Origin of the sequence: Pantoea sp. GM_Pan_4, from assembly GCF_026541005.1 — a bacterium.
Lineage (GTDB): Bacteria > Pseudomonadota > Gammaproteobacteria > Enterobacterales > Enterobacteriaceae > Pantoea > Pantoea dispersa.
On the sequence record NZ_JALNUZ010000002.1, the window covers coordinates 144,374 to 167,524 of the forward strand.

Annotated in this window: 27 protein-coding genes; 21 read left to right on the plus strand and 6 right to left on the minus strand. The window is 53.6% G+C overall.

The genetic code is table 11. The features are described 5' to 3' along the window. Nucleotides 1–11 precede the first annotated feature (11 nt). The 8 genes from OXR61_RS06620 to OXR61_RS06655 are packed head-to-tail and all read left to right on the plus strand — an operon-like array spanning nucleotide 12 to nucleotide 6,350. Entirely contained in the window at nucleotides 12–863 is an 852-nt protein-coding gene (locus OXR61_RS06620) for a plasmid transfer protein (RefSeq protein ID WP_267411444.1), read from the plus strand. Nucleotides 864–880: 17 nt separating this feature from the next. Further along, nucleotides 881–1,594, plus strand: coding sequence for a TIGR03759 family integrating conjugative element protein (locus tag OXR61_RS06625; RefSeq protein ID WP_267411760.1), 714 nt, complete (start codon nucleotides 881–883; stop codon nucleotides 1,592–1,594). Continuing rightward, on the plus strand, nucleotides 1,573–2,184 hold the full coding sequence (locus tag OXR61_RS06630) for a transglycosylase SLT domain-containing protein (RefSeq protein WP_088515945.1): 612 nt from the start codon (nucleotides 1,573–1,575) through the stop codon (nucleotides 2,182–2,184). Before OXR61_RS06625 ends, OXR61_RS06630 begins: the two co-directional genes overlap by 22 nt. Next, nucleotides 2,181–2,708, plus strand: coding sequence for an integrating conjugative element protein (locus OXR61_RS06635; RefSeq protein WP_267411446.1), 528 nt, complete (start codon nucleotides 2,181–2,183; stop codon nucleotides 2,706–2,708). Before OXR61_RS06630 ends, OXR61_RS06635 begins: the two co-directional genes overlap by 4 nt. Then, entirely contained in the window at nucleotides 2,708–3,352 is a 645-nt protein-coding gene (locus OXR61_RS06640) for a restriction endonuclease (protein ID WP_267411761.1), read from the plus strand. The genes OXR61_RS06635 and OXR61_RS06640 overlap by 1 nt, the downstream gene beginning before the upstream one ends. Before the next feature lie 13 nt (nucleotides 3,353–3,365). After that, the gene (locus OXR61_RS06645; RefSeq protein WP_255412135.1) at nucleotides 3,366–3,494 is read left to right on the plus strand and encodes a hypothetical protein; all 129 of its coding nucleotides are present in this window, start codon (nucleotides 3,366–3,368) and stop codon (nucleotides 3,492–3,494) included. Further along, nucleotides 3,491–5,602: a type IV conjugative transfer system coupling protein TraD gene (gene traD / locus OXR61_RS06650; RefSeq protein ID WP_267411451.1), complete on the plus strand. Its 2,112-nt coding sequence runs from the start codon at nucleotides 3,491–3,493 to the stop codon at nucleotides 5,600–5,602. The genes OXR61_RS06645 and traD overlap by 4 nt, the downstream gene beginning before the upstream one ends. Next, nucleotides 5,589–6,350 (plus strand): TIGR03747 family integrating conjugative element membrane protein, encoded by a 762-nt coding sequence (locus OXR61_RS06655; RefSeq protein WP_267411453.1) that lies wholly within the window; start codon nucleotides 5,589–5,591, stop codon nucleotides 6,348–6,350. Before traD ends, OXR61_RS06655 begins: the two co-directional genes overlap by 14 nt. Nucleotides 6,351–6,710: 360 nt before the next feature. Here the strand turns inward: OXR61_RS06655 and OXR61_RS06660 are convergent, their stop codons facing one another. The 6 genes from OXR61_RS06660 to OXR61_RS06685 form a co-directional block, all read right to left on the minus strand. Beyond that, nucleotides 6,711–6,977, minus strand: a complete 267-nt coding sequence (locus tag OXR61_RS06660; RefSeq protein WP_267411455.1) for a hypothetical protein — start codon at nucleotides 6,975–6,977, stop codon at nucleotides 6,711–6,713. Between the two features lie 262 nt (nucleotides 6,978–7,239). Next, entirely contained in the window at nucleotides 7,240–8,064 is an 825-nt protein-coding gene (locus tag OXR61_RS06665) for an alpha/beta hydrolase (RefSeq protein WP_267411457.1), read from the minus strand. A gap of 46 nt (nucleotides 8,065–8,110) precedes the next feature. Then, the gene (locus tag OXR61_RS06670; protein WP_267411459.1) at nucleotides 8,111–9,322 is read right to left on the minus strand and encodes a pyridoxal phosphate-dependent aminotransferase; all 1,212 of its coding nucleotides are present in this window, start codon (nucleotides 9,320–9,322) and stop codon (nucleotides 8,111–8,113) included. Then, entirely contained in the window at nucleotides 9,322–9,948 is a 627-nt protein-coding gene (locus OXR61_RS06675) for a hypothetical protein (protein ID WP_267411461.1), read from the minus strand. The genes OXR61_RS06670 and OXR61_RS06675 overlap by 1 nt, the downstream gene beginning before the upstream one ends. Beyond that, entirely contained in the window at nucleotides 9,948–10,610 is a 663-nt protein-coding gene (locus OXR61_RS06680; RefSeq protein ID WP_267411463.1) for an RraA family protein, read from the minus strand. The genes OXR61_RS06675 and OXR61_RS06680 overlap by 1 nt, the downstream gene beginning before the upstream one ends. After that, entirely contained in the window at nucleotides 10,607–11,275 is a 669-nt protein-coding gene (locus tag OXR61_RS06685; RefSeq protein WP_267411465.1) for an RraA family protein, read from the minus strand. The genes OXR61_RS06680 and OXR61_RS06685 overlap by 4 nt, the downstream gene beginning before the upstream one ends. 108 nt (nucleotides 11,276–11,383) lie before the next feature. Here OXR61_RS06685 and OXR61_RS06690 point away from each other — a divergent pair, with 108 nt between their 5' ends. The 13 genes from OXR61_RS06690 (at nucleotide 11,384) to OXR61_RS06750 (ending at nucleotide 23,147) form a co-directional block, all read left to right on the plus strand. Further along, nucleotides 11,384–12,271 carry a LysR family transcriptional regulator gene (locus tag OXR61_RS06690; protein ID WP_267411467.1) on the plus strand — a complete coding sequence of 296 codons (888 nt, stop codon included), beginning with the start codon at nucleotides 11,384–11,386 and terminating at the stop codon, nucleotides 12,269–12,271. A 344-nt stretch (nucleotides 12,272–12,615) separates the two neighbouring features. After that, nucleotides 12,616–13,782: an HNH endonuclease signature motif containing protein gene (locus tag OXR61_RS06695; RefSeq protein WP_267411469.1), complete on the plus strand. Its 1,167-nt coding sequence runs from the start codon at nucleotides 12,616–12,618 to the stop codon at nucleotides 13,780–13,782. Between the two features lie 253 nt (nucleotides 13,783–14,035). Next, on the plus strand, nucleotides 14,036–15,013 hold the full coding sequence (locus OXR61_RS06700) for a bacteriophage abortive infection AbiH family protein (RefSeq protein ID WP_267411471.1): 978 nt from the start codon (nucleotides 14,036–14,038) through the stop codon (nucleotides 15,011–15,013). A gap of 282 nt (nucleotides 15,014–15,295) precedes the next feature. Then, nucleotides 15,296–15,613 carry an RAQPRD family integrative conjugative element protein gene (locus OXR61_RS06705; protein WP_267411473.1) on the plus strand — a complete coding sequence of 106 codons (318 nt, stop codon included), beginning with the start codon at nucleotides 15,296–15,298 and terminating at the stop codon, nucleotides 15,611–15,613. Continuing rightward, nucleotides 15,604–15,849, plus strand: coding sequence for a TIGR03758 family integrating conjugative element protein (locus OXR61_RS06710; protein ID WP_264240817.1), 246 nt, complete (start codon nucleotides 15,604–15,606; stop codon nucleotides 15,847–15,849). Before OXR61_RS06705 ends, OXR61_RS06710 begins: the two co-directional genes overlap by 10 nt. A 12-nt stretch (nucleotides 15,850–15,861) precedes the next feature. Beyond that, nucleotides 15,862–16,224, plus strand: a complete 363-nt coding sequence (locus OXR61_RS06715) for a TIGR03745 family integrating conjugative element membrane protein (RefSeq protein WP_267411481.1) — start codon at nucleotides 15,862–15,864, stop codon at nucleotides 16,222–16,224. Between the two features lie 9 nt (nucleotides 16,225–16,233). Next, nucleotides 16,234–16,608 carry a TIGR03750 family conjugal transfer protein gene (locus tag OXR61_RS06720; RefSeq protein WP_104187948.1) on the plus strand — a complete coding sequence of 125 codons (375 nt, stop codon included), beginning with the start codon at nucleotides 16,234–16,236 and terminating at the stop codon, nucleotides 16,606–16,608. Then, nucleotides 16,605–17,249, plus strand: a complete 645-nt coding sequence (locus tag OXR61_RS06725; RefSeq protein ID WP_267411483.1) for a PFL_4703 family integrating conjugative element protein — start codon at nucleotides 16,605–16,607, stop codon at nucleotides 17,247–17,249. The genes OXR61_RS06720 and OXR61_RS06725 overlap by 4 nt, the downstream gene beginning before the upstream one ends. Nucleotides 17,250–17,260: 11 nt before the next feature. Continuing rightward, on the plus strand, nucleotides 17,261–18,154 hold the full coding sequence (locus OXR61_RS06730; protein ID WP_267411485.1) for a TIGR03749 family integrating conjugative element protein: 894 nt from the start codon (nucleotides 17,261–17,263) through the stop codon (nucleotides 18,152–18,154). Continuing rightward, nucleotides 18,154–19,674: a TIGR03752 family integrating conjugative element protein gene (locus tag OXR61_RS06735; RefSeq protein ID WP_267411486.1), complete on the plus strand. Its 1,521-nt coding sequence runs from the start codon at nucleotides 18,154–18,156 to the stop codon at nucleotides 19,672–19,674. The genes OXR61_RS06730 and OXR61_RS06735 overlap by 1 nt, the downstream gene beginning before the upstream one ends. Before the next feature lie 11 nt (nucleotides 19,675–19,685). After that, nucleotides 19,686–19,946, plus strand: coding sequence for a hypothetical protein (locus OXR61_RS06740; RefSeq protein WP_267411487.1), 261 nt, complete (start codon nucleotides 19,686–19,688; stop codon nucleotides 19,944–19,946). After that, nucleotides 19,933–20,349 carry a TIGR03751 family conjugal transfer lipoprotein gene (locus OXR61_RS06745; RefSeq protein ID WP_267411489.1) on the plus strand — a complete coding sequence of 139 codons (417 nt, stop codon included), beginning with the start codon at nucleotides 19,933–19,935 and terminating at the stop codon, nucleotides 20,347–20,349. The genes OXR61_RS06740 and OXR61_RS06745 overlap by 14 nt, the downstream gene beginning before the upstream one ends. Beyond that, nucleotides 20,349–23,147, plus strand: a complete 2,799-nt coding sequence (locus OXR61_RS06750; protein WP_267411491.1) for a conjugative transfer ATPase — start codon at nucleotides 20,349–20,351, stop codon at nucleotides 23,145–23,147. Before OXR61_RS06745 ends, OXR61_RS06750 begins: the two co-directional genes overlap by 1 nt. The last annotated feature ends 4 nt before the right edge of the window (nucleotides 23,148–23,151 follow it).

Genomic DNA, 23,151 nt, shown 5'->3' on the forward strand with positions numbered 1-23,151 from the left:
GGAATCCCTGTATGTCACTCAGTCATGCCTCGCCCGAGGAACTGCTCCCTGACGCTCCTGAACATCAGGCCGGAGAGTCAGAGGCGCAGCCCGTCGCTGCGGATAAGCCCCGAATCCGGCTTCCGTTTAACCACCGAAAAATCATCAAAGGTGGCAGCATCGTTTTGCTTACTGTCAGTCTGACGGGTTCCCTGATCGCGCTGGTTGTCATGGGGCGTCAGGTATCAGACCTGACTATACGCGTTAACACACTCGATGCGGCGTTTCGCAGCGGCCAGATTGGTCAGCTTGCCTCCAATGTCTCATCGATGGAAGCGCGCCTGAAAACACTTGAGCATCAGACAGCCGCCTTAGCCTCACTCCCCGTGAAACTGCAGTCGGCCGGTGATGAACAGGCCAGCCTGAAAAACGCAGTCAGTCAGCTGCAGGACGCCGGCAGTAGTAACGGCCAGGTGGTTGCTCAGCTGCAGACGCGCTTAAGTTCTCTTGAGCACGATGTTCAGCAGTCATCCTCCGCACTGAGTGAGCTCAACCGCCAGCTGGCGCAGAAAGCGGCTGAGCCTGAGAAGAGCCGGACCGCCATCGAAGCAGCTAAAACCCGCGCGGCGACTCCTGCAAAAAAGATTAACCGGTCAGCCAGGCGCACGGTGACGCTGGCTGCACCGTTTGTGCTGACCGGCATTGAACGCCGTGGCGGGCAGACCTTCGCCGTTGTCATTCCGCGCGGTGCTTCACAGATATCCGCCATGCGCCTGCTTTCACCAGGTGATTCCCTGCTGGGCTGGACACTCCGGTCAACAGAGGGAAGTAGCACCGCGCTCTTTACGGTTAACGGCAGCGAGCAACGGCTGCATGTTGAATGAACGGAGATAGATCTGTGATTAAAAAAAGCTTACCTGCCGTGCTGATTCTGATGTCATTTCTCTCAGATGCGGCAACGGTTCAGACGCCGTCAGCGCAGAGCAGCGAATCCCCGCTGCAGGAGTCCTCATCGGGCACGCTGAGTTCTCAGCAGCAGGCGCAGCAGTGGGGACTTTCTGACAGCGACTGGAGCCGTTATCAGACGCTCATGCGGGGCGAGCGCGGCATTATGTCTCCCGGTCTCGATCCTCTTACTGCTCTGGGCGTGGAAACCAGCAACAGCGCTGAGCGTCGTCGTCTGGCCGAGCTCTGGGTCAGGCATGAATATCAGCGAACTGAAAAAGAACTGGCCTTCCAGCGTGAGATCAATGCCGCCTGGCTCCGCCTGTATCCCGAGACGCTGGCCGTAAATATGGGCAGCAATGCTGCAGGGATAGCACACGATACGCAGGGACGGCTTGCACTGTTTGTTAAAGAGAACTGCTCCCGCTGCGATGCGCGTCTTGCGGCTGTTCTTGCAGACGATCGCCCGGTTGATATTTATCTGGTCGGCGGAAACAGCGATGAGGCCATCCGCGCCTGGGCTATCCGGCATAACATTCCGGTGGAAAAGGTTCGCAGTCGCCAGATAACACTTAACCACGACGGCGGCCTTTGGCTGCGTTACGGACAGGGGCAGATGCCTGTGATTCTGCAGCAGGGGGAAAACGGATGGCAGCTCGCCGCGTTCTGATGGTTGCATCTGGTCTGCTGCTGGCATCGGCAGCTCACAGTGCGCCGGCACTCCAGGTCATTCCGGATGCTTACCGTGAAATTGCTGCAGCCGAGCGGGTACCTGCTGAATCGCTGTACTCGCTCGCTATGGCTGAAAGTACGCGCAGTACCGCATGGGGAGCAAAGCCGTGGCCCTGGACCATCAACGTGGCAGGCAGGGGATATCACTATGATACCCGGGAGGAAGCCTTCACGGCGTTGCTCGGATTCATGCAGCGCTGGCCACTGAAAAATATCGATGTCGGGCTGGCGCAGGTGAATCTGGGATGGAATGGCCATTTCTTTGCCACCTATCGTGATGCATTTGACCCTTATACCAATCTTCGCGCTGCTGCCCGTATTCTGCGGGCCTGTTATGACGCCCGTCCCGGAAGCTGGCTGCAGGCTGCAGGTTGCTACCATCATCCTGCGGGCGGGCGGCACGCCGCAACCTATATGGCGATAGTGCGCCGAAAGCTCAGCCAGATTGCGCCAGCCGATATGCCCTCCCGAAGTGAGCAGCCTGTCACCCTTGCCCGTTCAACACTTACCTGGATTGAACCTCAATGAAAATTCAAATCCGTAATATCCTGCCTGTGACGCTCCTCCCTGTCATGCTGATGGCAACCTTCAGTGCGTTTGCAGCGCTCACCGTTGTCGGGGATCTTGGCGGTGAAAGTACCGCACCTTTCTTCGACGCAATTAACGCGGCTCCTGCGGGCAATCCGGCCGCAACAGCACTTCCTCCGCCCCCTGTGTCACTTTCTATTTCCGATATGCTGCCCGTCAGCACACCAGAAATGTCCCCTGGCACCGTGACTGCCAGACCAGTAAACCTGCCGGGGATGCCACCGGTATTTGTGCTGGGTGACGATCCCTCATCCCGCAGCTGGCTGCAGCAGAATGCCGCTGAGCTCATGCGTATGCAGGCAACCGGCATGATTATCAACGTGCAGGATGAAAGCGGCCTGAAATCGCTGCGTCAGATAGCCCCGGCGGTTGAAATGGTGCCTGTCAGCGGCGGAGATCTGGCCCGCCGGCTGGCGCTGACACATTATCCGGCGCTGATCACCGCAACAGGAATTTCACAGTGATTCCGGCAACCCTTTTCCCGGAGCTGTTCAGCCAGCATCGCGGGCTGGTTGTCCTGTTAATCGCTTTTGCGACTGCACTGTGCCTTCTGTTATCAGCGCGCCGTTCTGTCACCCAGCGCCGTCATCGTCGCTATCAGAAACAGGCTGCCCGGGCGCTGCTTCGCCTGTCCCGGCTGCGCGACGAGCCGGCGCGGATAAGCTGGCTTCGCAAGATGAATCCGTATGTGTTTGAAGAGATGTTACTGACAGCGCTGTCACGGCAGGGGCTGCGTATACAGCGCAATGCCCGTTACAGCGGTGATGGGGGGGCCGATGGGACCGTCTGGATCAATGGTCGCCGCTTTCTGATTCAGGCCAAGCGGTACAGTGCAACCATCAGTGCGGCACACGTTTCTGCATTCGGGTTGCTGACAGAGCGCGAACGCTGCTCTGGTCTGTTTATTCATACCGGCCGGACAGGTGAGGTGAGCCGGGATGCCTTACGACATTACAGCGGCATCACCCTCATCAGTGGCCAGCGGCTACTGTGGCTGCTGGCTGGCGATCGGCGCTGGATGGACTACCTGTACACCCAGTCACACTGTCAGGCCCCGCGACAACACCCCCCAGAAAAACACGCTTCTTCCACAACTGTTCATGATTAAGAGGGAGATAACAATGTCTGGTTTTATGGCGAGTAAGAATGACAACCTGCTGCAAAGCGCGGCAGAGGTTGACCGCAAAATGAATGCTGCAGCAAAGCTTACCGGCTCTTCTGGCTGGCAGACCAGCAGGGAGTTTTCATGAGCGATCGTTATGTCATGGAGTCACTGCTGCGCCCGGCGGTAGAGCTCTATTCCGCTACGGTTGCGGCCAGTGCGACCTGCATATGCCTGACCGCCCCCTGGGCGCTGGCACTCGCGCCTTCCGTAAGCTGGGTTACGGCTGCCGGCTTCGGAGTCATTGCCCTAAAGCGGACCCGTCAGGGCATGAAAATTTTGCGCTACCGGCAGAATATCCGCCGTCTCCCCCGTTACGTGCTGACCAGCGATCAGATCCCGGTTAGCCGGCGCCATCTTTTTCTGGGCAAAGGGTTTCAGTGGTCGGCACGTCATACCCAGCGACTGATGGAGGCGCGTCGTCCTGAATGCGAAATCTACGTGCAGCCCTCCGTGCTCTACCGCATGGCACGCGAAATGGAAAAAAGGATGGAATACAGCCTCCCCTGGCTGTGCCGGCTGACCCGTGCAGATATGGCGCTCAACCCTTTTCGACCGTTGCCTCCGGTCGGCGGCAGCCCGATTTATCACGGCGTCGAGCCTGATGAGACGACTGTGACCTACGATCTCGGCGAACGCGTCGGACATATGCTCGTTATCGGCACCACCCGCGTGGGCAAGACCCGTCTGGCGGAGCTGCTCATCACCCAGGATATACGACGTAAAAACGCCGCCGGTGACCATGAGGTGGTCATCGTGTTTGACCCTAAAGGGGACGCTGACCTGCTGCGCCGGATGTACGCGGAGTCGCACCGCGCAGGTCGTCAGGATAATTTCTGGGTCTTTCATCTTGGCTGGCCCGATATCAGCGCACGGTACAACGCCGTCGGACGCTTCAGCCGTATTTCGGAGGTGGCGTCACGCGTGGCCGGACAGCTCTCCGGTGAAGGTAATTCCGCCGCATTCCGGGAGTTTGCCTGGCGCTTCGTCAATATCATTACGCGCGCGCTGGTCGCTCTCGGTCAGCGTCCGGATTACGGCCTCATTCTCCGCTATGTCACCAATATCGGTGAGCTGTATGAAACCTACGTGGATAACCTGCTGAGTGAAAAGGCGCCGCAGTTGCTTAATACCGCAGAAGCTATGATGCAGAGCGGGATCAGCGATAAGGACCTGCCGCGTCATCTTCAGGGCAGGCCTAACGGCGCCAAAATCTGGGTCTCGGAGCAGGTATTGGGCAGTCCGGAGGGGAAAAAACTCTGGGACCCGGTGCTTGATGGTCTGCGCAGCGCAGTCCAGTACGATCGCACCTACTTCGATAAAATTGTGGCCTCCCTGTTGCCGCTGCTGGAGAAACTTACCACCGGTAAAACGGCTACGCTTCTCGCGCCCGATTACACTGACCTGGACGATCCGCGCCCGATTCTGGACTGGCACAATATCATCAAGTCACGCGGCGTGGTGTATGTCGGCCTCGATGCGCTCTCTGACCCGGTGGTGGCCGCGGCCGTCGGCAACAGCATGTTTGCTGATTTAGTCTCTGAGGGCGGTCACATCTATAAATTCGGTCTTGGCGATGAGGAGGAAGGAAAATCCGCAAAGGTGGCCATCAACCTGCACTGCGATGAGTTCAACGAGCTGATGGGGGATGAATTCATTCCGCTCATTAACAAAGGGGGCGGCGCCGGCTTTCAGGTGACCGCTTATACCCAGACCCTGTCTGATATCGAGGCGCGCATCGGCAGCACGGCTAAAGCAAATCAGGTGGTGGGGAACTTCAACACGCTGGTCATGCTCCGCGTGCGCGAGAAGAACACCGCCATGCTGCTCACCGATCAGCTCCCTGAAGTGGACGTTTACCAGAAAACACTGACTTCCGGCGTCACGGATGTTTCCCGTCCCGGGGAAGGAACAGACTTTAACAGCAACGTTAATGACCAGGTGAGTCTGGTTAAAGTCCCGATGATTAGCCCTGCAGATATCATCAACCTGCCAAAGGGGCAGGCCTTTGCGTTACTTGAAGGGGGGCGGTTGTGGAAAATTCGCATGCCGCTGCCGGCAGATAATGACGATCCACATATGCCAGCCAGTCTGAAGCAACTGGCTGACAACATGGAAAAAAACTACCACACCGGTGAGACATGGTGGACGGGTGGCGATATGCCATTTGCAGGAGGCCCCGATGTCCCAGCATGACGGCGACAGCAGACAACGCAGCGCACCTGCACGCCAGCGGCAGTCCGGACCGATTGAGCTGCTTCTGTGGGATTTTCCGGTGGGCCTTATCGGCGTGCTGCTCGGATCACTGCTCGTCAGCCTGCTGATTGAGTATGTCTGTATCGCGCTTTTGTGGCCGGAGGAAGGCGCCGCCCACAGCTACCGGGTGATGGTGGCTGAAAGTCACTGGCTGTCGGAGGGATATTCACGCAGCCTGCTGATGGCCGCTCCGGTTGAGACGGTCAGCCGCTGGGTGCATGTAGCGTGGCAGTGGCTGTTCGTGGACAGCGGATTCAGCGGCTGGCTGCAGTCATTTAAAGCCCTGAGCGAAAAAGGCAGCGGGCTTATTCCGGCACTGAATGGACTGGGTGCTTCACTGGTGAGCTGGCTGGGTGTGTACCTTCAGGCCACGGTCTGGGTCTCGCTGATTTTCTTCATCCGGGTCATGATCCTTTTTCTCAGCCTGCCGCTGTTTGCGCTGGTTATCATCATGGGCGTGGTGGACGGTCTGGTCAGGCGTGATTTACGGCGATACGGCGCCGGCTATGAATCAAGCTTTGTCTATCACCACGCCAAGCGCTTTATTAAACCCGCTTTGTACGGTCCCTGCATGCTCTACCTCGCATGGCCTACGGCGGTATGGCCAAATCTGTTGTTACTGCCTTCAGCACTGCTGGTTGGTGGCGTACTTGCCGTGGTTACTGGGTCATTCAAGAAATACCTCTGAAGATACCGCGCGTTGTACCATTTTCGGGATGCTCCCCGGGGGCCCGCAGCTGGTGCGGGCTTTTTTTATGTTGTTAAGTGGCATGAGAGATCGAGCCCCCTGAACACTGCATTTTTTTGTCGGGTTCATGATCATGATGCTGATTGAGGAAGGCATCTAACACGTTTTTTTAAAGCCGGCAAATAATCATTAATGTGGTCAGTGCCTTATAATCGGGCCCAGTAAGTAAACCCTTAGGGCTAAGCTGGTGAAGTCACCATTTCTGAACACCATCTGAGGCAGTTAAGTGCCAGAAGCGGACATTTAAACACTAATCATCCCTCTGTAAACAGCACGCAGAGGTTTTTATGTCATTACAAATTATTTCTTCAAAGGGTAAACATGCATAGTATTAGCAGCCAGCGGGTATATTCCCAGCATTCGTGTTGATTCTTTGAGCTTCTCAAGGCTGGCATTCTCCTGCGGTATCCGCCCTCCCCAAATGGTTATTCCTTCCGCCAGGTGTGCAGGGCGGCCCTGTTTCTCTTCACTGATTTCTATGGTTTCACCATTACTCAGCGTGATTACCAGAGAGGCCACTTCATGAAGCTGGTTTTCTCCGGTTGTGTTCTTAAGTTCTACTTTCATCAAAGTGCTCCTGTAATTACTCTGGTAATGCTTACCCATACCCATCAGAACTTCACTGATAACATTATTAGTTTACGCCCGATGCGGATTGTTCATAATCTTCTGCCGATTATCACGAACCTCGCTTTGAACATACGTCAACTTCATGCGCAGAAGCTGACATAGCAGTGAAAATTTAAAGCAATTGCTCAACAGGGATTACAAAGGCGGTCATATAAGCATGAACACCTGACTGTTGAAATTATCTTTAACTGATTAACTATCAATATGGTATCACTTCAGAGGAAGATGACTGCTGAAATTCGTTTATGCTATGCCACATAACTGCAGGATTTGAATACATAGGAAAATGCCCGCAAACGGGAATCTCTGCCACTTGCACGCCGCGCTGCTGAATGTAGTCCAGATAGCTCAGGCTTGCGTTCTGTTCGCCATACATGAACATTCTGGGGCAGGGAAGATTGAGAAATTTAGACATAAGTTCACCGTGATCAGAATATTCAACCATTGATTTGAAAATATACCTTACAGCTCCTGAGCGGACTTTATAGCGCAGACTTGCGGAATAAAGTGCACTTGCCCAGGCAGGAGCGTGCCGGGTGCGCTCAATAAAGTTATCAAAAAACTCTTCGTCGCTGCCTGCCGGATAATTAATGACCTGTCGGCTCAAAAAACAGTCTTCAGGGGCGATATTTCCTTCGATATCTACAAAACTCAACACTCTCTCAGGATAGCGATGAGCAAGAATCAGGGCTGTCAGCCCTCCCATCGAATGGCCGACAAGATGAAAGCGTTCAAAGCCGAGCTTGTTGATCATCTCAATAGCGGTTTCAACCAGAAAAGGAATAGAAATGGCAGTCAGGTCACTACACTTCGTTTCACCACAACCCGGTGCATCAAAGGCCAGGAAAGGCCTCCCGTTAAACTCACTGTAGTGAACAATATCTGCATAATCTTCTTTAGTAGATCCAAATCCGTGCAGAAAAACTATTGGTTCCCCCTGACCCGCACGCTGGATAGCGGCTACCTCCAGGGCGGTTTTGCCGACAGTAAACGTGTATGTTTGACTCTGAAACTCACTGTTCATATTTTATTATCCTCAAAACCTTGCGGCATTGCTGCAGCGCAGCCTCTCAGTATGCTTCTGTGCAAAAATCAATGATGTGCTGACAGGCCTGGCTCAGCATAGCGTCGTCAATGGCATAGGCGATACGAATATAAGGCCCAAGGCCAAATGCACTACCATGGACGACGGATACGCCTTTTTCCTCCAGCAATGCGGTTGCCACATCTTCATCCGTAGCGAGGTACCTGCCAGCTTCAGATGTTTTACCGATGAGACCACTACAGTCTGCAAAGGCATAAAACGCGCCCTGTGGCATGCCACAGTGCAGTCCCGGAGCACTGTTCAGCATGCGGACCATCAAATCGCGGCGTGCTGAGAATGCCTGCCGGGAAGTTGTAAGGAAATCTCGCGGACCTGTCAGCGCTGCCAGCGCGGCATGCTGAGAAATGGAGCTGGCACCGGAGGTTTGTTGCCCCTGCAACTTCTCCATAGCGCTGATAAGCCAGCGCGGTCCTGCGCAGAACCCGATACGCCAGCCGGTCATGGCCCACGCTTTCGATACGCCGTTCATCGTCAGAGTGCGATCCCTGAGCGCGGGCACAACCGCCGCCATTGTGGCAAACTCAATGTCATCAAAGATGAGATGCTCATAAATATCATCCGACAGGATGAGAACCTGCGGATGTCTGAGCAAAACGTTTCCAAGCGCCACCAGTTCATCCCTGCTGTAAACCGCACCGGTTGGATTGGAGGGCGAGTTCAGAATAATCCAGCGCGTACGCGGCGATATTGCGGCCTCCAGCAAGTCAGGCGTGATTTTAAAACCGCTTTCCTGTCCGCAGGCTACCGTAACGGGCGTTCCGCCGCACAACTGAACCATTTCCGGATAGCTTACCCAGTAAGGCGCCGGAATAATGACTTCATCATGATCATTCAGCGTGGCGGCCAGAGCGTTGTAAATAGCCTGCTTTCCGCCATTACTGATAAGGGTTTCCTGCCAGCTGACGTCAAGCCCGTTTTCCAGCCGGAATTTGCTCACCACGGCCTCGCGTAATGCCCTCAGCCCGGCTACCTGCGTATAGCGTGTATGGCCATTCTGAATCGCCATCATCGCCGCGGCACATATATGTTTTGGCGTCGGAAAATCAGGCTCGCCGGCGCTCAGTGAAATGACATCGCGTCCCTGCGCCCTTAGTTCTGCTACCTTGTCCATGATGCGATAAGTGGCGGACGGATTGCTACGCTCAAGGTAGCGATTAAGCTGCTTCAATGCTGTCATTATGTTCTCCAGTGCGCCAGGCCCATCAGGTCAACCGTGGTGCTGCCTGCTTCCAGTTTCTGCATCATATCCCGCTCTTTTGCCTCACGTTGCTCTGAAGCCTCAAGCACGCGCACCACCTCCTGCGCTGGAATAACGACAATGCCGTCATCATCGGCAACCACTAAATCCCCGGCCACAACGGGAATGCCGGTAAAGCTGACGGGTTCGCCAACCGATTTGTAGCTCGCTTTAATCGTGCCGCGTACCGCGACACCGCGTGAGTAAATCGGAAAGCCGCGTTTCTGTACGGCGACGATATCCCGCACGCCACCATCAATAATGAGGCCTTTAACTCCAGCCGCCTGCGCGGCGACCGTCAGTACTTCCCCCCAGTAGCCTGCGATGAAGTTATCTGTTGTCACAACCATCACGCTGCCCTCCGGCACTTTTTCCAGCGCCAGATGGAGCGCGAGATTATCACCCGGTGAACAGGCAAGCGGATAAGCAGGTGCCGCGACGCCCATGCCACGCCAGACCGCCCTGATTGCCGGGTCTGCGGCACAATTCAGGCCGGAAGCTTCAAACAGCGTTGAGCTGCCCAGATCCAGCGCGCGTTGTGCCTGCTCTTCTGTATAAAATGACATTATGCTTTCCTCTGCAGCAGGTGATAGCCCAGCTCTGAACGCGCCTGGCGCAGTGATTTACCCTCGGTAAGTGCCTGACGAATGGCTGACTCCGTTTTTTCTATCTCATGCGCCACGCGGGCGACCTCTTCAGCCCTGCCGCGCGGGACTATCACCACGCCGCTGGCGTCCGCTACTACGATGTCGTTCGCTTCCACGCGCGCCGTGCCAATCGATACGGGCTGGTTAATGGCACTGACCTGCACGCGGTCTTTACCGGTGCGCATGAAGCGGCCTTTGGAGAAGACTGGATATCCGTCACCTAACGCTTTATGCACGTCACGGCATACGCCATCAATGACGGTGCCGCTTATGCCTTTGCTGCCGGCAAGCTGCGTCATGATATCGCCCCAGACCGTACAGTCAGTGCGGCCGTTATTATCAATGACAACCATATACCCGGCGGGCACATCGTCGATAAAATCGCCCACTGTCCCGGGAGGATTGCTGGCGGGCTCGTAGCGTACGGTATAGGCAAAACCCACGACAGCTTGCTTGTAGTTATCAAGCGGCATGACGCCGAAACACTGTCCGCTTAGCCCGAGTTTATCGAGCGCGTCAGAAACACCTGCGGTATCAAGTCCTCTGAACAGTTCGAGGAGCTGCTTTTCTGTTTCGTTCATGACTTGTCATCCCGGTTAATCGCTTCAAACTGACTGTCATGCATGACTTCCGCGACTGAACGGCCTGCGCGTACGGCTGCTACCATGCCGCTCTGACGTTGCGCGATTTTTTCAGCCAGCGTAATAACGTCTTCAACACGTTCAGCCGGAATAAAGACCGTTCCGCAGCGGTCAGCTATCACGTAGTCATTTTCTTTCACCGTGACGCCCGCCATGCTGACCGGATTGCCGGCGTCGACCTGAATGACGCGGTTACGGGCGCTGATCATGGTGATGCCACGGCCATACACCGGATAGCCAATCTCCTCGCTGCCTTCAATGTCCCGGCTCATGCCATCCAGAACTGAACCACGTACGTTTTTAACCTTTGCCGCGTTAGCAATGATGTCTCCCCAGCAGGAGATGCCTTCCTTACCCCCGGCAATCACCAGCACGCGATCGTCGGTCGAAATCGCATCGATGACAGGTGTAATGAGATGAACAGTAGGTCTGGTATCAGTCTTGGGGCCAAGCTGAATGGTGCTGGCGCGTCCAGCGATTTTGGGACAATTCCAGAGCGGTCGCAGTCCGTAGGTCGCCCCCGGAAGCTCCAGGAAATCGAGCGCGTCGGAAACGGTATTGGTATCAAGGCGGGCAAGTCTGTCTAGCAGGGAATGAGATGACATGACGCTATCCATTGTGGTGTTTGATTTAACAACACTATTGAACGACTATCGTGATAGGTAAAATATTTAAAGAAGATGGTTTTAATATTAAAAAAATATCGGAGGCGTATGATTAATTTCCGCATATTACGGCACATGTGGCTGTTTCTGGCTGTGGCAGAAGAGAAGCATTTTGGGCGCGCGGCTAAACGGCTCGGTATGACCCAGCCTCCGCTGACGCAGCAAATTCAGGTGCTGGAGAATTCACTAAAAACTCAGCTGTTTGACCGATCGAGGAAAGGGATTCAGTTGACGCCTGCAGGGCAGGCGATCCTTCCTGCAGTAAAAAAATTCGCTGAGCAGGTTGAACGCCTCGATATGGCCATTCGCGAAGCTATTGCCGGTCATACGGGCGTTCTTACTGTAGGGGCTATCAGTACAGCCATGCTTGACGTGCTGCCGGCTTACCTGGAAAGAATGAAAAAGGCGGTGCCTGAACTGACCATTTCGGTAAAAGAGATAGACAGCGCTGAGGCCATACCTTTATTGCAAAGCGGGGACATAGATTTGGCCTTTGCGCGTCTTACCGGCGAGCTCGGCAGTGATATTGAGTCCCTGCCGCTGGCCAGCGATAACCTGGTCGTTGCGTTGCCCTATGACCATCATCTCGCCGGAAAGAACAGTGTTTCACTTGACGCATTATGCGATGAAGAATGGGTAATGTTTGCACGACGGCTGAGCCCTGTATTTTTCGACAGCATTACTGCCGCCTGCCATGCGCACGGATTTTCGCCCCGAATCATTCATGAGGTGCGCTCGGTTGCATCACAGATTGCCTTTGTAAGCTGTGGACAGGGCATTGCGCTCGTTCCTTCTTCGCTTGAGAGACTGTCACCTGCAAACGTCGTTACTCTGCCGCTTGACAATGATATTAAGGTCATCACAACCGCTGTAGCCTGGTCTAGCGTCAGACGCAATCCTGCAGTAAACATGTTTATCGAAATGTTTAGGCAGTAGCTTGACATGCCCTCTGTAAATGAATGCATGGCTTCATTTACAGATTGTTTATCTGCTGTCGGATAACTGCGAGTGTCCGCTTCTCGCTCATAGCGGACCTTGCTCCGCGTCTGTCCGCTTTGTGCCAGAAGCGGACATTGTTAAGTCCGCCTTCCATTGGCTAAAGAGGAGTTGGCCAGTTAGCGCTGTCCAATAACTTCGGCTTAACCGTAGCTTTATCACTTATGTGCTGATGAAAATGTGGATTAAAGAATCTTGCATGATAATTTACCTAAGTGTAAAGTTCATTTAGTAATCATTGATTATGTTACATAAATGAATAAAAAGCTCACAAGGAAAAGATAATGGAAAGAAGGAACATAAATAATAATCTTAAAAAAATGATTTTTAGTAAATATAGCGGCAAATGTGCAATATGTGGCATATCAAACGAAGACGTACGACTGGAAATTAGTCATATTTATCCTAAATCTTTTGGTGGGGAAAGCACAGAAGAAAATTTAATTCTAGTTTGCCCAAACTGTCATTTTAAATTGTATCAGTCCATCCTCAACGAAAGAGAGTTCATAACTGCACTTATTGATCTTTTAAAGAACTCCCATAAATATAAGAACATTGAAACAAACAAACAGCTAGGTAATCAGATTAAGATCGAGGTTGATATTTACGCAGAATTTACGGAGACTCGTGAGGATAAAAAGGAAATAATTGTAGAATGCAAATCCTTAAGAGCCATTTCAGAATTTTATATAGATAAGGTCATTGATGAACTTGAAACAATAAACAGCATATACCCTAGCGCGAAAATAATATTTGCAACCCCTTCAAGAATTCCAGAAAAAATAAAAGAAATACTTGTAAGACATGATATTTTTGCTTGGGATATTGATTATATACTTAATGAATTTAGTGATGAAATAGGAAAATCGAACAACCCATATCTAAACTTACTGATTGGGAGTGTTGGCCAAAGTAAATCTAATCTTAAGATTCGAAATCTAAGTAACAGGCTTAAAAAATGCTCACCTGGAAAGAAAGAATGGTCTATATATCAAAAACTGATAGGTGAAATTCTGGCTGAGATCTTTTGTCCTCCACTGCAATCCCCTATGCCTGAAAACAGCGATTACTTAAAGACAAATAGAAGGGATTTTATATTATCAAACTATGCCAAAGATGGATTCTGGGAATTTCTTCGCAGTAATTACAAAGCTGATTACATTGTGGTCGACGCAAAAAATTATTCTAATAAAATCAAAAAGGATGAGGTGCTTCAGATAGCGAATTATTTGAAACCTCATGGTGCAGGAATGTTTGGAATGATATTTACTCGCAAAGGCGGAGATAGCCGTGGATGCGAAACCACATTAAGAGAACAATGGATATTACATGGGAAATTAATTTTAGTTTTCGATGATGAAGATGTTGAAAATATGCTGATTGCTTCTTCAACTGGAACAACCACTGACATTATTGGCCAAAAAATAGAAAAGTTCAGGCTTTCAATGTGAATTTTAATTAAGTAGTGGCTAATTAGCGGAAGTGATTGTACGCAGATCGCTCAGAGCAGACCTTCTGCTCCGTGAATAAGCCAGCGTCGGGCCAGGAGCGGACATAAGATACATCTTTTCTGGTTATACCGAGTAGTAGTGTAGCGTCAATCCGCATAAATAAGATACCATCAGAAATACAAAGATCTGTTAATATACAAAAGAAGTAATAATAAATGGTGGAGCCCCAAATTACAGAGAGGATCATCGCACCATGAAGCTTTACGTAACTGGAAACGGGTTTGATTTACACCATGGTCTTGATACCAGCTATTTTTCTTTTGCCTATTTTCTGCGTTCGCGCCAGAGGGATTCATACAACAACTTAGTTGAGTTTGTTGGTTTCACGGACCTGCCTGAAAATATGGATAAACTGAATAAGGATGAACATCCTCTGTGGTGTGAATTTGAAAGCAATCTGGCAAGGTTAGATTCTCAGGCCTTACTGGATGCATTTACCGATTATCTCCCAAATCTGGGTGACCCAGATTTTCGTGATAGGGACTGGCATGCATTTGATATTGAAATGCAGCGAATCCTTGAAAATTTGACTGATGGTCTTTTCACCCAGTTTACGTCGTTTATTTCCCAGGTTAAATATCCAGAGCTTACCGCTGATAAAACACTGCAACTATGCAACAACGCTCTATTTATAAATTTTAATTATACCAGAACTATTGAGTGCTATTACGGCATAAAAAGTAGCCAGATTCTTTACATCCACGGCAATGCATCCTTACCTGGGGATAGGCTTATTCTGGGACATGGTATTGATCCAGAAAATTTCAAAGAACATCCTCAAGAACCGCCCACGGACGTAACGGATGAGGAGCTGGAACAGTGGTATCAGCACATGTCTGATAATTACGATTTTGCATATGAAAGCGGAAAACAGACTCTGAATCGGTACTTTACACATTCATTCAAAAATACAGAGGAAGTGATGTATGCAGGCCAAGCATTTTTCTCTCAACTCAACGCGGTAAACGAGGTGATCATTGTTGGACACTCTTTATCGGCGGTCGACATGCCTTACTTCGCTGCCATTAAACAACACGTGCAGCCTAATTCGACCTGGACAGCGACATGGTTCCTTGAAAAAGAACGTAAACAACACCTACATGCGTTGCAGAGCATAGGCATTGAACATCCCCTAATTGTGCCAGTCTGTAGCCTGCTGGTACGATCGTGACTACAAAGAAAATAGTGCTCGGCTAAACAGGCGTGTTAGTAAAAGGGGGTTATGTCCGCTTTTCGCTCAAAGCAGACTGTTTGTTTAAGTCTGAGCTGGTACATCTCTTAGTGACCGATGATACGGTCTATATACTAAGCTGAATGTTAAGACGTGCACGTTGAGTAAATTGAGCACCCGGGCAGTTACACCTAAATTTTCGACAGTACATAAAGAATTTCCTGCTGTAAGCATCGCTGCTTTGCGTCACTCTCCCGACGACCAGATAACCGGGAGAGCCTCATGCGCCACACCAGAAACCTCATTGCCCTGCTGATAACCACACTTCCCGTCCTGCAGTGTCACGCCTCCGAGAAAGACGAGCTGGCGCTTGTCATGCGTCAGCTGGATCAGGTGCAGGCCGGGCTTGACCGGGCCCGTGTCGCGGCAAACCAGACTCAGGATGCCCGCTTTTATTTCGACTATCTGCAGGCGACACGCGATATCACCACCATGAAGCAGGGTATTTCCGCCTATCTGGAACCCTCCAGGGCACAACCCGCGTCCCGGCAGTTCGCTGTTACCGGCCAGTATCGTGCTGAGGAACCCGCATGGCGATGAACGGCGCGCAACTGAACGGGTGGAGCGCCGGCACCGGCAGCAGCTTAACGCCCGGACAACTTAACACCCTCATTCTGGGGGTGCTGGCCGTCGTCATTCTTCTGTTCTGCGCCTGGGCGCTGGTTCAGGCCTATCGCGGGATTGCTTCCAAATCCGTGACGTTTCGTCAGTTCAATGAACTTGCGGTAAGGCTAATCGTGCTTTACCTAGCAACGCTGTTTCTGTTTTTCCACTAAAAGGACACCTCAATGAAATCCACATTACTCAGGCTTTACCATTCTGCATTCGCACGCGCCGGGCTGTTGCTGATGGGTTTTCTCATCAGTGGTCAGGCGCTTGCTGATCTGCCGCCGGTTGAGCAGCCCACGACCGGCGGTGGCGGTGGCACCTATAACACCATGATGGGGTACGCCAAAATGGGCGGGCTGGCACTGGGGCTGTTGATTAGCGTTGGGGCCTTCCTCGCGGTCGCCCATGCCGTCATTACCTCTTTCCACGACATCCGTAAGGGTAAAGGCTCTTGGACGGAATTCCTGCTTTACGGGGTGGTTGGCATCATTCTCATCCTCGCCGTCATCTATCTGGCCACTAAAGCCTCTGACATTTTGTAAGGAGCCAGCATGGCCGTCATCGACTTCCTTCCTGATCGTCTGAACAATCCGCCCGTGGTGTGGAAAGGCTTCACGTCTGGTGAGTTTCTTCTGGCGGCCATCATTGGCGTCGTCGCCGGCATTCCCCTGGCGGTGCCGCTGGCGCTGGTGCCATTTATCGGCTGGCTGGCATTTCCCACCTGCATGCTGCTGATGCCGCTCATTGTCATCTTCCTGGGTGGCGGCTGGATTGCCGGCTATAAACGTGGCAAGCCGGAAAATTACATCTGGCAGCGGCTGGAGGAAATCCGCTGCCGGGCCCGCCTTTCACGTTCACTGGTACTCGACAGCCGGGCGTGGGAGATGAAGCGAACCCGGGCCATGCCGCAGAGAGGTGAGCGATGAGCCGGTTTCGTAACGGTATGACCGCGCGTGATAATCACATCATTTCGCTTCGCATCGCCTGTGTGCTGCTGTTCGCCGGCCTGCTGGTCACGGGGATTGGCTGGATGCGCGCGCCTTCCGAACTCACCATCCATAACCCACCGGACCTGCGATCGGGCAGCACGCGAAAATGGTGGGAGGTTCCGCCGTCCACCGTATACAGCTTTGCGTTCTATATCTTTCAGCAGCTGAACTCATGGCCCAAAAATGGTGAGGTGGATTATCCGGCCAAAATTGCCCAGATGAGCCCTTATCTGACGCCGTCCTGCCAGGACTTTCTGAATAAAGACGCAGAGATGCGTAAAAACAGCGATGAACTCCGGGACCGCGTACGCGTAGTGTATGAAATTCCCCGCCGTGGCTACAGCAGCCGCAGCGTCACCATTCTCGATCAGGATAACTGGATCGCGCAGCTGGATTTAGTGGCAGACGAGTATTACCACACCGAGTCGGTCAAGCGCGCGCTGGTCCGGTATCCCCTGAAAGTGGTGCGCTGGGAAGGCGATCCGGAGCGCAATCCCTTTGGGCTGGCGCTGGATTGCTATGCGGCTACGCCTCAGCGGCTTGAAGCTGTCACCCTGCCTGAGCCGGAGAAAAAGTGATGGGAAACCGGATGAAAAAGTATTCACTCATTTTTCTCGTCAGCCTATGTTTTCCCTGTGTGGCGAACGCCGTTGAGCTGATGAAATGGGAGCGTATCCCGCTGCAGGTCCCCCTGACGGTGGGCCAGGAGCGTATCGTTTTTGTGAATAAAAACGTGCGTGTTGGCTTTCCGCCCTCGCTCAACAACAAGCTGCGTATCCAGAGCAACGGCGGCGTGGTCTATCTTGATGCCAGCGAAGCGTTTCCGGTGACGCGACTTGAGCTGCAGAACAAAGAGAACGGTGAGATTATCCTGCTGGATGTCTCTGCGGCACCCGGTAAAACCACGCGTGAACCCGTGAAAATTGTCTATGACGGTGAAGTGGCCACCGTATCAGCCAGTGACAGGCAGTCCGTCAGCAGCGACGGGGACATCACCGGGCGTCAGGCGAAGCAATCGGATGTGGATGCTCCCCAGCAGGATCGTAAGCCCGCTAAACTCAATGCCCCTCTGCCTGTTGTTCTGACCCGCTATGCGGCTCAGAACATGTACGGCCCGCTGCGAACAGTTGAGCCGGTGCCGGGTATCAGTCCGGTTTCACTGAAGCTGCCGTCCGCTGTTACCACACTGATGCCCTCAGAACCCGTCAGCGTTACGCCGATGGCAGGATGGAGCCTGCAGGGCAGCAGCGTGGTTGCGCTGCAGGTCCGTAACCGTTCAGCCGGCAAAGTGATTCTCGATCCGCGCGCGCTGGAGGGGCAGTTTATTACGGCCACCTTCCAGCACCGCTGGCTCGGCCGTGCAGGTACGCCCGAGGATACAACGGTTCTTTATCTGGTTACGTCCGGGCGCCCGGAGGGGGCATTCATTGCCGAACCGCCGTCGCAGCAGCCTGCTGACAGCCGTAAGCGGAGAAAAAAATAATGAAAGCACCTGCCTCTAATCTCATCGTTAAAATTGCCGTGCCCGTGGTGCTGGCCGGTGCCATTGTCGTCGGCATGAAATCCTGCTCAGGGGGCGGAAATCATCCGGCGATGACAGGCAGCGCAGCCAGTTCCGCGCTGAAAGACCTGTCGCCGGAAGACCTCAAGGCTGCGGGGATCGAGGGTGACACGCCGCAGGACACGCTTCGCACGGTGGTGGGAAATTTCCGCAAAGTTCAGGACCGTCTTGATTCGCTCGCGGACGATAACAAAAAACTCACTGACGAAAATAAAGCCCTGAAAACCACCAACAGCAACGTGGACGCACAGATCAGCCAGGCGGTGAGCAATGCCCGCAATGAGGAAGCGCAGAAACGCCAGCAGCTCAGCGCTCAGGTCACGGATCTCAGCTCACAGGTCAAACGGCTGATGGATCAGCTGCAGAATGGCGGTGCCGGCACGGATTCCGGAAAAACCAGCAGCCCCGGCAGTGATATTCCGATCGGGCTGGGCTACGACAGCGGGCTGAACAGCGGCGCTTCCGGCGTATCGTCTTCTTCTGATGGCCTGCAGTGGGTTGAGCCCAGAGACGGGGTATCCGTTGATGCCAGCGGCCGGCCGGTGACCGACAGCAACAGAAACAACGCGACCGGTTTCTCCTTTGCCACTTCGTTTTCCGAAGCGGGTGAAGCAGGAAAACAGGCGGCAGGAAAAGCAACCGCAATGGTTCAGACTCAGCTTACGGATGCGCAGAAGGCGACCGTCCCGGTATTTACGCTTCCGGAAAACTCCACGCTTGTAGGCAGTCAGGCGATGACCGCCTTACTGGGGCGTATTCCCATCGATGGTAAAGTCACTGATCCCTATCCTTTCAAGGTCATGATCGGCAGGGATAACCTGACGGCGAACGGCATCGAGCTTCCCGATGTTCAGGGGGCAATCGTGTCCGGTACCGCTACGGGGGACTGGACGCTGTCGTGCGTGCGCGGGTCAATTACCAGCATCACGTTTGTCTTTACCGACGGCACCGTCAGGACGCTGCCTTCTCCGGATGGCCAGAACAGTGGCGGCAATCAGAACAGCGGCAACGCGAACGGTAATAACAGCAGCATTGGCTGGCTGTCAGACGACAACGGCATTCCCTGCATTTCAGGCACGCGTAAAAGCAACGCCTCAACCTACCTGCCGACCATCACCACACTTGCGGCCGCCGGTGCGGCGGGTGATGCCGTGGCGGAAAATCAGAATACCGGCCAGACCAACGCCTACGGTGGCGTGACTTCAACTCTCACGGGTGATGCCGGTCAGGCCGTGCTGGGCAAGGCGCTTTCCGGCGGCATGCGGGAAACGATCGACTGGGTAAAAGCCCGCTACGGACAGACATTCGACGCCATTTATGTACCGCCGGGTAAAAAGGTGGCGCTGCATATCACGCGACAGCTGGCCATCGATTACGAAGAAAAAGGCCGCAAGGTTAAATATGACTTCAGCCTGGCCGGCAATGGCACAGGCATGGACTGACGGGGATTTCAATGCAAAACACCAACCTTGAGTATCGGGTGGGGTATACCCCACTCAGTGGACGCCTGTATGCCGGTTATGTCCGGAAAGATAATGGAAAGTGGGAGGGATCACCCCATGAGGTGACCGACTGGGCCATGTTTGCGGTTGGCCAGAAACTGGCCCGGGAAGAGACCGATATGCTGTTTCCCCTGCCTGACGGTCGGGTAATGCGTGTGTCTGCAGTCATTACAGACCCTGAATCAATGGAGGACGCGAATGCACAGCGCTAAACCCCGCCTGGTGTTGCCTCTGACACTGATGCTCTCGTTATCACTGGCCGGCTGCAGCACGTCCAAAGACGAGATGCTGCCGCCCGGAGACAGCAGCATGTTTGAGCTCTGGAATGATGGCGCCTCTGCGACACATGCAACCGGCGAAAGCCGCACGACACTGCGCCGCCCGGTTACGGACAGCGAACGCGTGATTTCTCAACAGACGCGCGAAAGCTACAGCCGCACGCAGGAAAATGAAATACAGCAGACGTTTCCGCGCCTGCCTAATCCCGACATGGTCATGTACGTTTTCCCGCACCTGGCCGACGGCAATACGCCGGTGCCCGGCTACAGCAGCGTTTTCCCATTTTACAGCCAGGTGCAGTATGCGCTGCCTGGTGAGCGCACGGAGGATCTGTAATGGCTTTTTCTCTTTTTCGCCGTCGGGCCGACGCGCAGGCGCCGCATCAGTTTGGAGATGGCCCGTTTTCGATTAACGGGCATGAACCGCTGACGCGGGAGGGGCGGCTTACCCGCCGTGATGAAGCTAAGCTGTATGATACTGCGCCTTCCATTATCGACCACATCCCTTGGGGCGAGTATCTTCCTGAGCAACAGTGCATTCTGCTTGATGATGGCGTGTCGGTCGGCGCCGTTTACGAAGTGATCCCGGTTGGGACCGAGGGACGACCTGACACACGGCTCGATGAAATTCGTGACGTGGTGGAAAACGCCCTGCAGGACAGTCTCCCGGAGCTGGATGCTCACCAGTGGGTGGTGCAGTTTTACTGCCAGGACGAGTCAGATCTGACAGTCTACATGGACGGAATCAGGGGGTATGTGAAGCCCAATGCTCAGGGAACGGCTTTTACGGAAGCCTGGCTGACTGAGCAGGAGCGGCATCTGCAGAACGTGGCCAGCGAAAAAGGCCTGTTTCTGGATGAGGCTGTTACCGGTGCGCCCTGGCGCGGCCAGATCAGACGCACACGTATGGTGATTTACCGCTGGGTTGAATCACCGTATCGCGACCCGATGGCGCCCGAGGTGTTGCTTAAACAGGTTTGCGATCGTCTGACCTCTGCAATGAGTGGTGCGGGTATCCAGTGCCGGCGTCAGAACGGAGAGCAGATCCACAGCTGGCTGCTGCGCTGGTTCAATCCCGATCCGAAATGGGTGGATAAAGCGACACTTTATCGTTGTGCAAAACACACTGACGATGCGCCGGGTGAATTACCTCTGCTGAACGATTTCAGTGAAAGCCTGTGGTTCACCCGCCCGCGCAGCGACGGGGAGAAAGGTGTCTGGTGGTTTGATGATGTGGCGCATAAAGCTGTTCCCGTGGCGCGTCTGCGTAATGCGCCCTCAACAGGTCACCTGACGGGAGAGGTCAAACGCGGTGAACATATTAATGCCATTATGGACCTGCTGCCTGAAGGCACCGTGCTTGCCCTGACGCTGGTCATTCACCCTCAGGATAAGCTGGAGGAAAACTTTGCCCGCCTGAGCCGCGATTCAATGGGTGAAAACGTGGACTCCCTGCGCGCGCGCGAGGATGCCGCCACAGCCCGCACTTACCTGGGTAATAAACATAAACTGTATCGGGCTGCCATTACCCTGCTGATTAAAGCCCGGGACCTTCCATCGCTGGATAAGCGCTATCTCGATCTCAGCAGCAAGCTGCTCAACTGCGGCCTTGAGCCGGTTAACCCGGAGCATGATATCGGTCCGCTCAGCACCTATATGCGCGCATTACCCATGTGCTTTAATCCGGCACAGGACCGGCATAACTGGTATACGCGCCTGATGTTCGTGCAGCATTTTGCCTGCCTGGCACCGGTCTATGGTCGTGATACCGGCACCGGCAACCCGGGCTTCACCTTCTTTAACCGGGGCGGTGGCCCTCTCTCGGTCGATCCGCTTAACAGAAATGACCGCACGCAGAACGCGCATCTAATGCTGTTTGGGCCAACCGGTGCCGGCAAGTCCGCAACCGCGCTGGTCAAGCTTGCTCAGATGATGGCCATCTATCGCCCACGTATTTTCCTGATAGAAGCAGGCAACAGCTTCGGCCTGTTTGGTGATTACTGCGCCTCCCTGGGACTGAGCGTACATCGGGTCAGTATCAAACCCGGTAAAGTTATTTCTCTCGCACCGTTCGGTGACTCACATCTGCTGATGCAGGCAAAACCGGATGAACTGATCATCAGTGAAGACGCTCTTCCGGATATTGATGACGATGAAGATAAGGATGAAGAGCGTGACGTACTCGGTGAAATGGAAATTGCCGCCCGCCTGATGATCACTGGCGGAGAAGCTGCAGAAGAATCACGATTAACACGCGCAGACCGTGGCATGATCCGTGAGGCCATCATGATCGCCGCCCGCACGGCTTTTGAGGAAAGCCGGCAGATGATGCCTGAAGACCTGATGTTTGCGTTGCAGAATATTGCCCGGGATAGCAGCCAGGGAGAAGACGGCCGGGAAAAGCGAACTGCGGCACGTCGTTCACGCGCGGAAGAAATGTCCGAGGCGCTGCGGATGTTCACTGAAGGCTTCGAAGGCGAACTCTTCAACCGTCCAGGAACCCCCTGGCCAGAGGCGGATGTCACGATCGTTGACCTGGGTACGCTGGCCCGTGAGGGCTATGAGGCGCAGATGGCCGTTGCGGTCATTTCTCTGCTTAACTCAATCAACAATATCGCTGAGCGCGATCAGTACAGCGACAGGGATATTATTGTGCCCATTGATGAAGGACATATCGTAACGACTAACCCGCTGCTCGGACCTTACGCGACAAAAATTGCCAAAATGTGGCGTAAGCTGGGCACCTGGCTCTGGATTTTCACCCAGAACCTCGAGGATTTCCCTGATACCGCTAAAAAAATGCTGAACATGGCGGAGTGGTGGATCTGTCTGGTAATGCCTCCGCAGGAGGTCGAGCAGATTGCCCGCTTCAAGACGCTGACAGCAGAACAACGGGAAATGCTGCTTTCAGCGACGAAGGTCCCCCGGAAATATACTGAAGGCGTCATTATTTCAGAGAAGGTGCAGGCGCTCTTTCGTGCGGTTCCCCCTAGTCTCTACCTGGCGCTGGGGATGACTGAAAAACCAGAGAAAGCCGAGAGACGACAAATCATGAACGAATTAAATTGCAGTGAACTTGAGGCTGCGTTTCACGTTGCGCGCCGGCTTGATGAAAATCGCGGACTGAGTATCTGACAGG

What these genes read in the sequence shown, in the direction of transcription:
- OXR61_RS06620 (WP_267411444.1), top strand. Translation starts at nt 12, where the DNA reads ATGTCACTCAGTCATGCCTCGCCCGAGGAACTGCTCCCTGACGCTCCT.
- OXR61_RS06630 (WP_088515945.1), top strand. Translation starts at nt 1,573, where the DNA reads ATGGCAGCTCGCCGCGTTCTGATGGTTGCATCTGGTCTGCTGCTGGCA.
- OXR61_RS06635 (WP_267411446.1), top strand. Translation starts at nt 2,181, where the DNA reads ATGAAAATTCAAATCCGTAATATCCTGCCTGTGACGCTCCTCCCTGTC.
- OXR61_RS06645 (WP_255412135.1), top strand. Translation starts at nt 3,366, where the DNA reads ATGTCTGGTTTTATGGCGAGTAAGAATGACAACCTGCTGCAAAGCGCG.
- traD (WP_267411451.1), top strand. Translation starts at nt 3,491, where the DNA reads ATGAGCGATCGTTATGTCATGGAGTCACTGCTGCGCCCGGCGGTAGAG.
- OXR61_RS06655 (WP_267411453.1), top strand. Translation starts at nt 5,589, where the DNA reads ATGTCCCAGCATGACGGCGACAGCAGACAACGCAGCGCACCTGCACGC.
- OXR61_RS06660 (WP_267411455.1), bottom strand. Translation starts at nt 6,977, where the DNA reads ATGAAAGTAGAACTTAAGAACACAACCGGAGAAAACCAGCTTCATGAA.
- OXR61_RS06665 (WP_267411457.1), bottom strand. Translation starts at nt 8,064, where the DNA reads ATGAACAGTGAGTTTCAGAGTCAAACATACACGTTTACTGTCGGCAAA.
- OXR61_RS06670 (WP_267411459.1), bottom strand. Translation starts at nt 9,322, where the DNA reads ATGACAGCATTGAAGCAGCTTAATCGCTACCTTGAGCGTAGCAATCCG.
- OXR61_RS06675 (WP_267411461.1), bottom strand. Translation starts at nt 9,948, where the DNA reads ATGTCATTTTATACAGAAGAGCAGGCACAACGCGCGCTGGATCTGGGC.
- OXR61_RS06680 (WP_267411463.1), bottom strand. Translation starts at nt 10,610, where the DNA reads ATGAACGAAACAGAAAAGCAGCTCCTCGAACTGTTCAGAGGACTTGAT.
- OXR61_RS06685 (WP_267411465.1), bottom strand. Translation starts at nt 11,275, where the DNA reads ATGTCATCTCATTCCCTGCTAGACAGACTTGCCCGCCTTGATACCAAT.
- OXR61_RS06690 (WP_267411467.1), top strand. Translation starts at nt 11,384, where the DNA reads ATGATTAATTTCCGCATATTACGGCACATGTGGCTGTTTCTGGCTGTG.
- OXR61_RS06695 (WP_267411469.1), top strand. Translation starts at nt 12,616, where the DNA reads ATGGAAAGAAGGAACATAAATAATAATCTTAAAAAAATGATTTTTAGT.
- OXR61_RS06700 (WP_267411471.1), top strand. Translation starts at nt 14,036, where the DNA reads ATGAAGCTTTACGTAACTGGAAACGGGTTTGATTTACACCATGGTCTT.
- OXR61_RS06705 (WP_267411473.1), top strand. Translation starts at nt 15,296, where the DNA reads ATGCGCCACACCAGAAACCTCATTGCCCTGCTGATAACCACACTTCCC.
- OXR61_RS06710 (WP_264240817.1), top strand. Translation starts at nt 15,604, where the DNA reads ATGGCGATGAACGGCGCGCAACTGAACGGGTGGAGCGCCGGCACCGGC.
- OXR61_RS06715 (WP_267411481.1), top strand. Translation starts at nt 15,862, where the DNA reads ATGAAATCCACATTACTCAGGCTTTACCATTCTGCATTCGCACGCGCC.
- OXR61_RS06720 (WP_104187948.1), top strand. Translation starts at nt 16,234, where the DNA reads ATGGCCGTCATCGACTTCCTTCCTGATCGTCTGAACAATCCGCCCGTG.
- OXR61_RS06725 (WP_267411483.1), top strand. Translation starts at nt 16,605, where the DNA reads ATGAGCCGGTTTCGTAACGGTATGACCGCGCGTGATAATCACATCATT.
- OXR61_RS06730 (WP_267411485.1), top strand. Translation starts at nt 17,261, where the DNA reads ATGAAAAAGTATTCACTCATTTTTCTCGTCAGCCTATGTTTTCCCTGT.
- OXR61_RS06735 (WP_267411486.1), top strand. Translation starts at nt 18,154, where the DNA reads ATGAAAGCACCTGCCTCTAATCTCATCGTTAAAATTGCCGTGCCCGTG.
- OXR61_RS06740 (WP_267411487.1), top strand. Translation starts at nt 19,686, where the DNA reads ATGCAAAACACCAACCTTGAGTATCGGGTGGGGTATACCCCACTCAGT.
- OXR61_RS06745 (WP_267411489.1), top strand. Translation starts at nt 19,933, where the DNA reads ATGCACAGCGCTAAACCCCGCCTGGTGTTGCCTCTGACACTGATGCTC.
- OXR61_RS06750 (WP_267411491.1), top strand. Translation starts at nt 20,349, where the DNA reads ATGGCTTTTTCTCTTTTTCGCCGTCGGGCCGACGCGCAGGCGCCGCAT.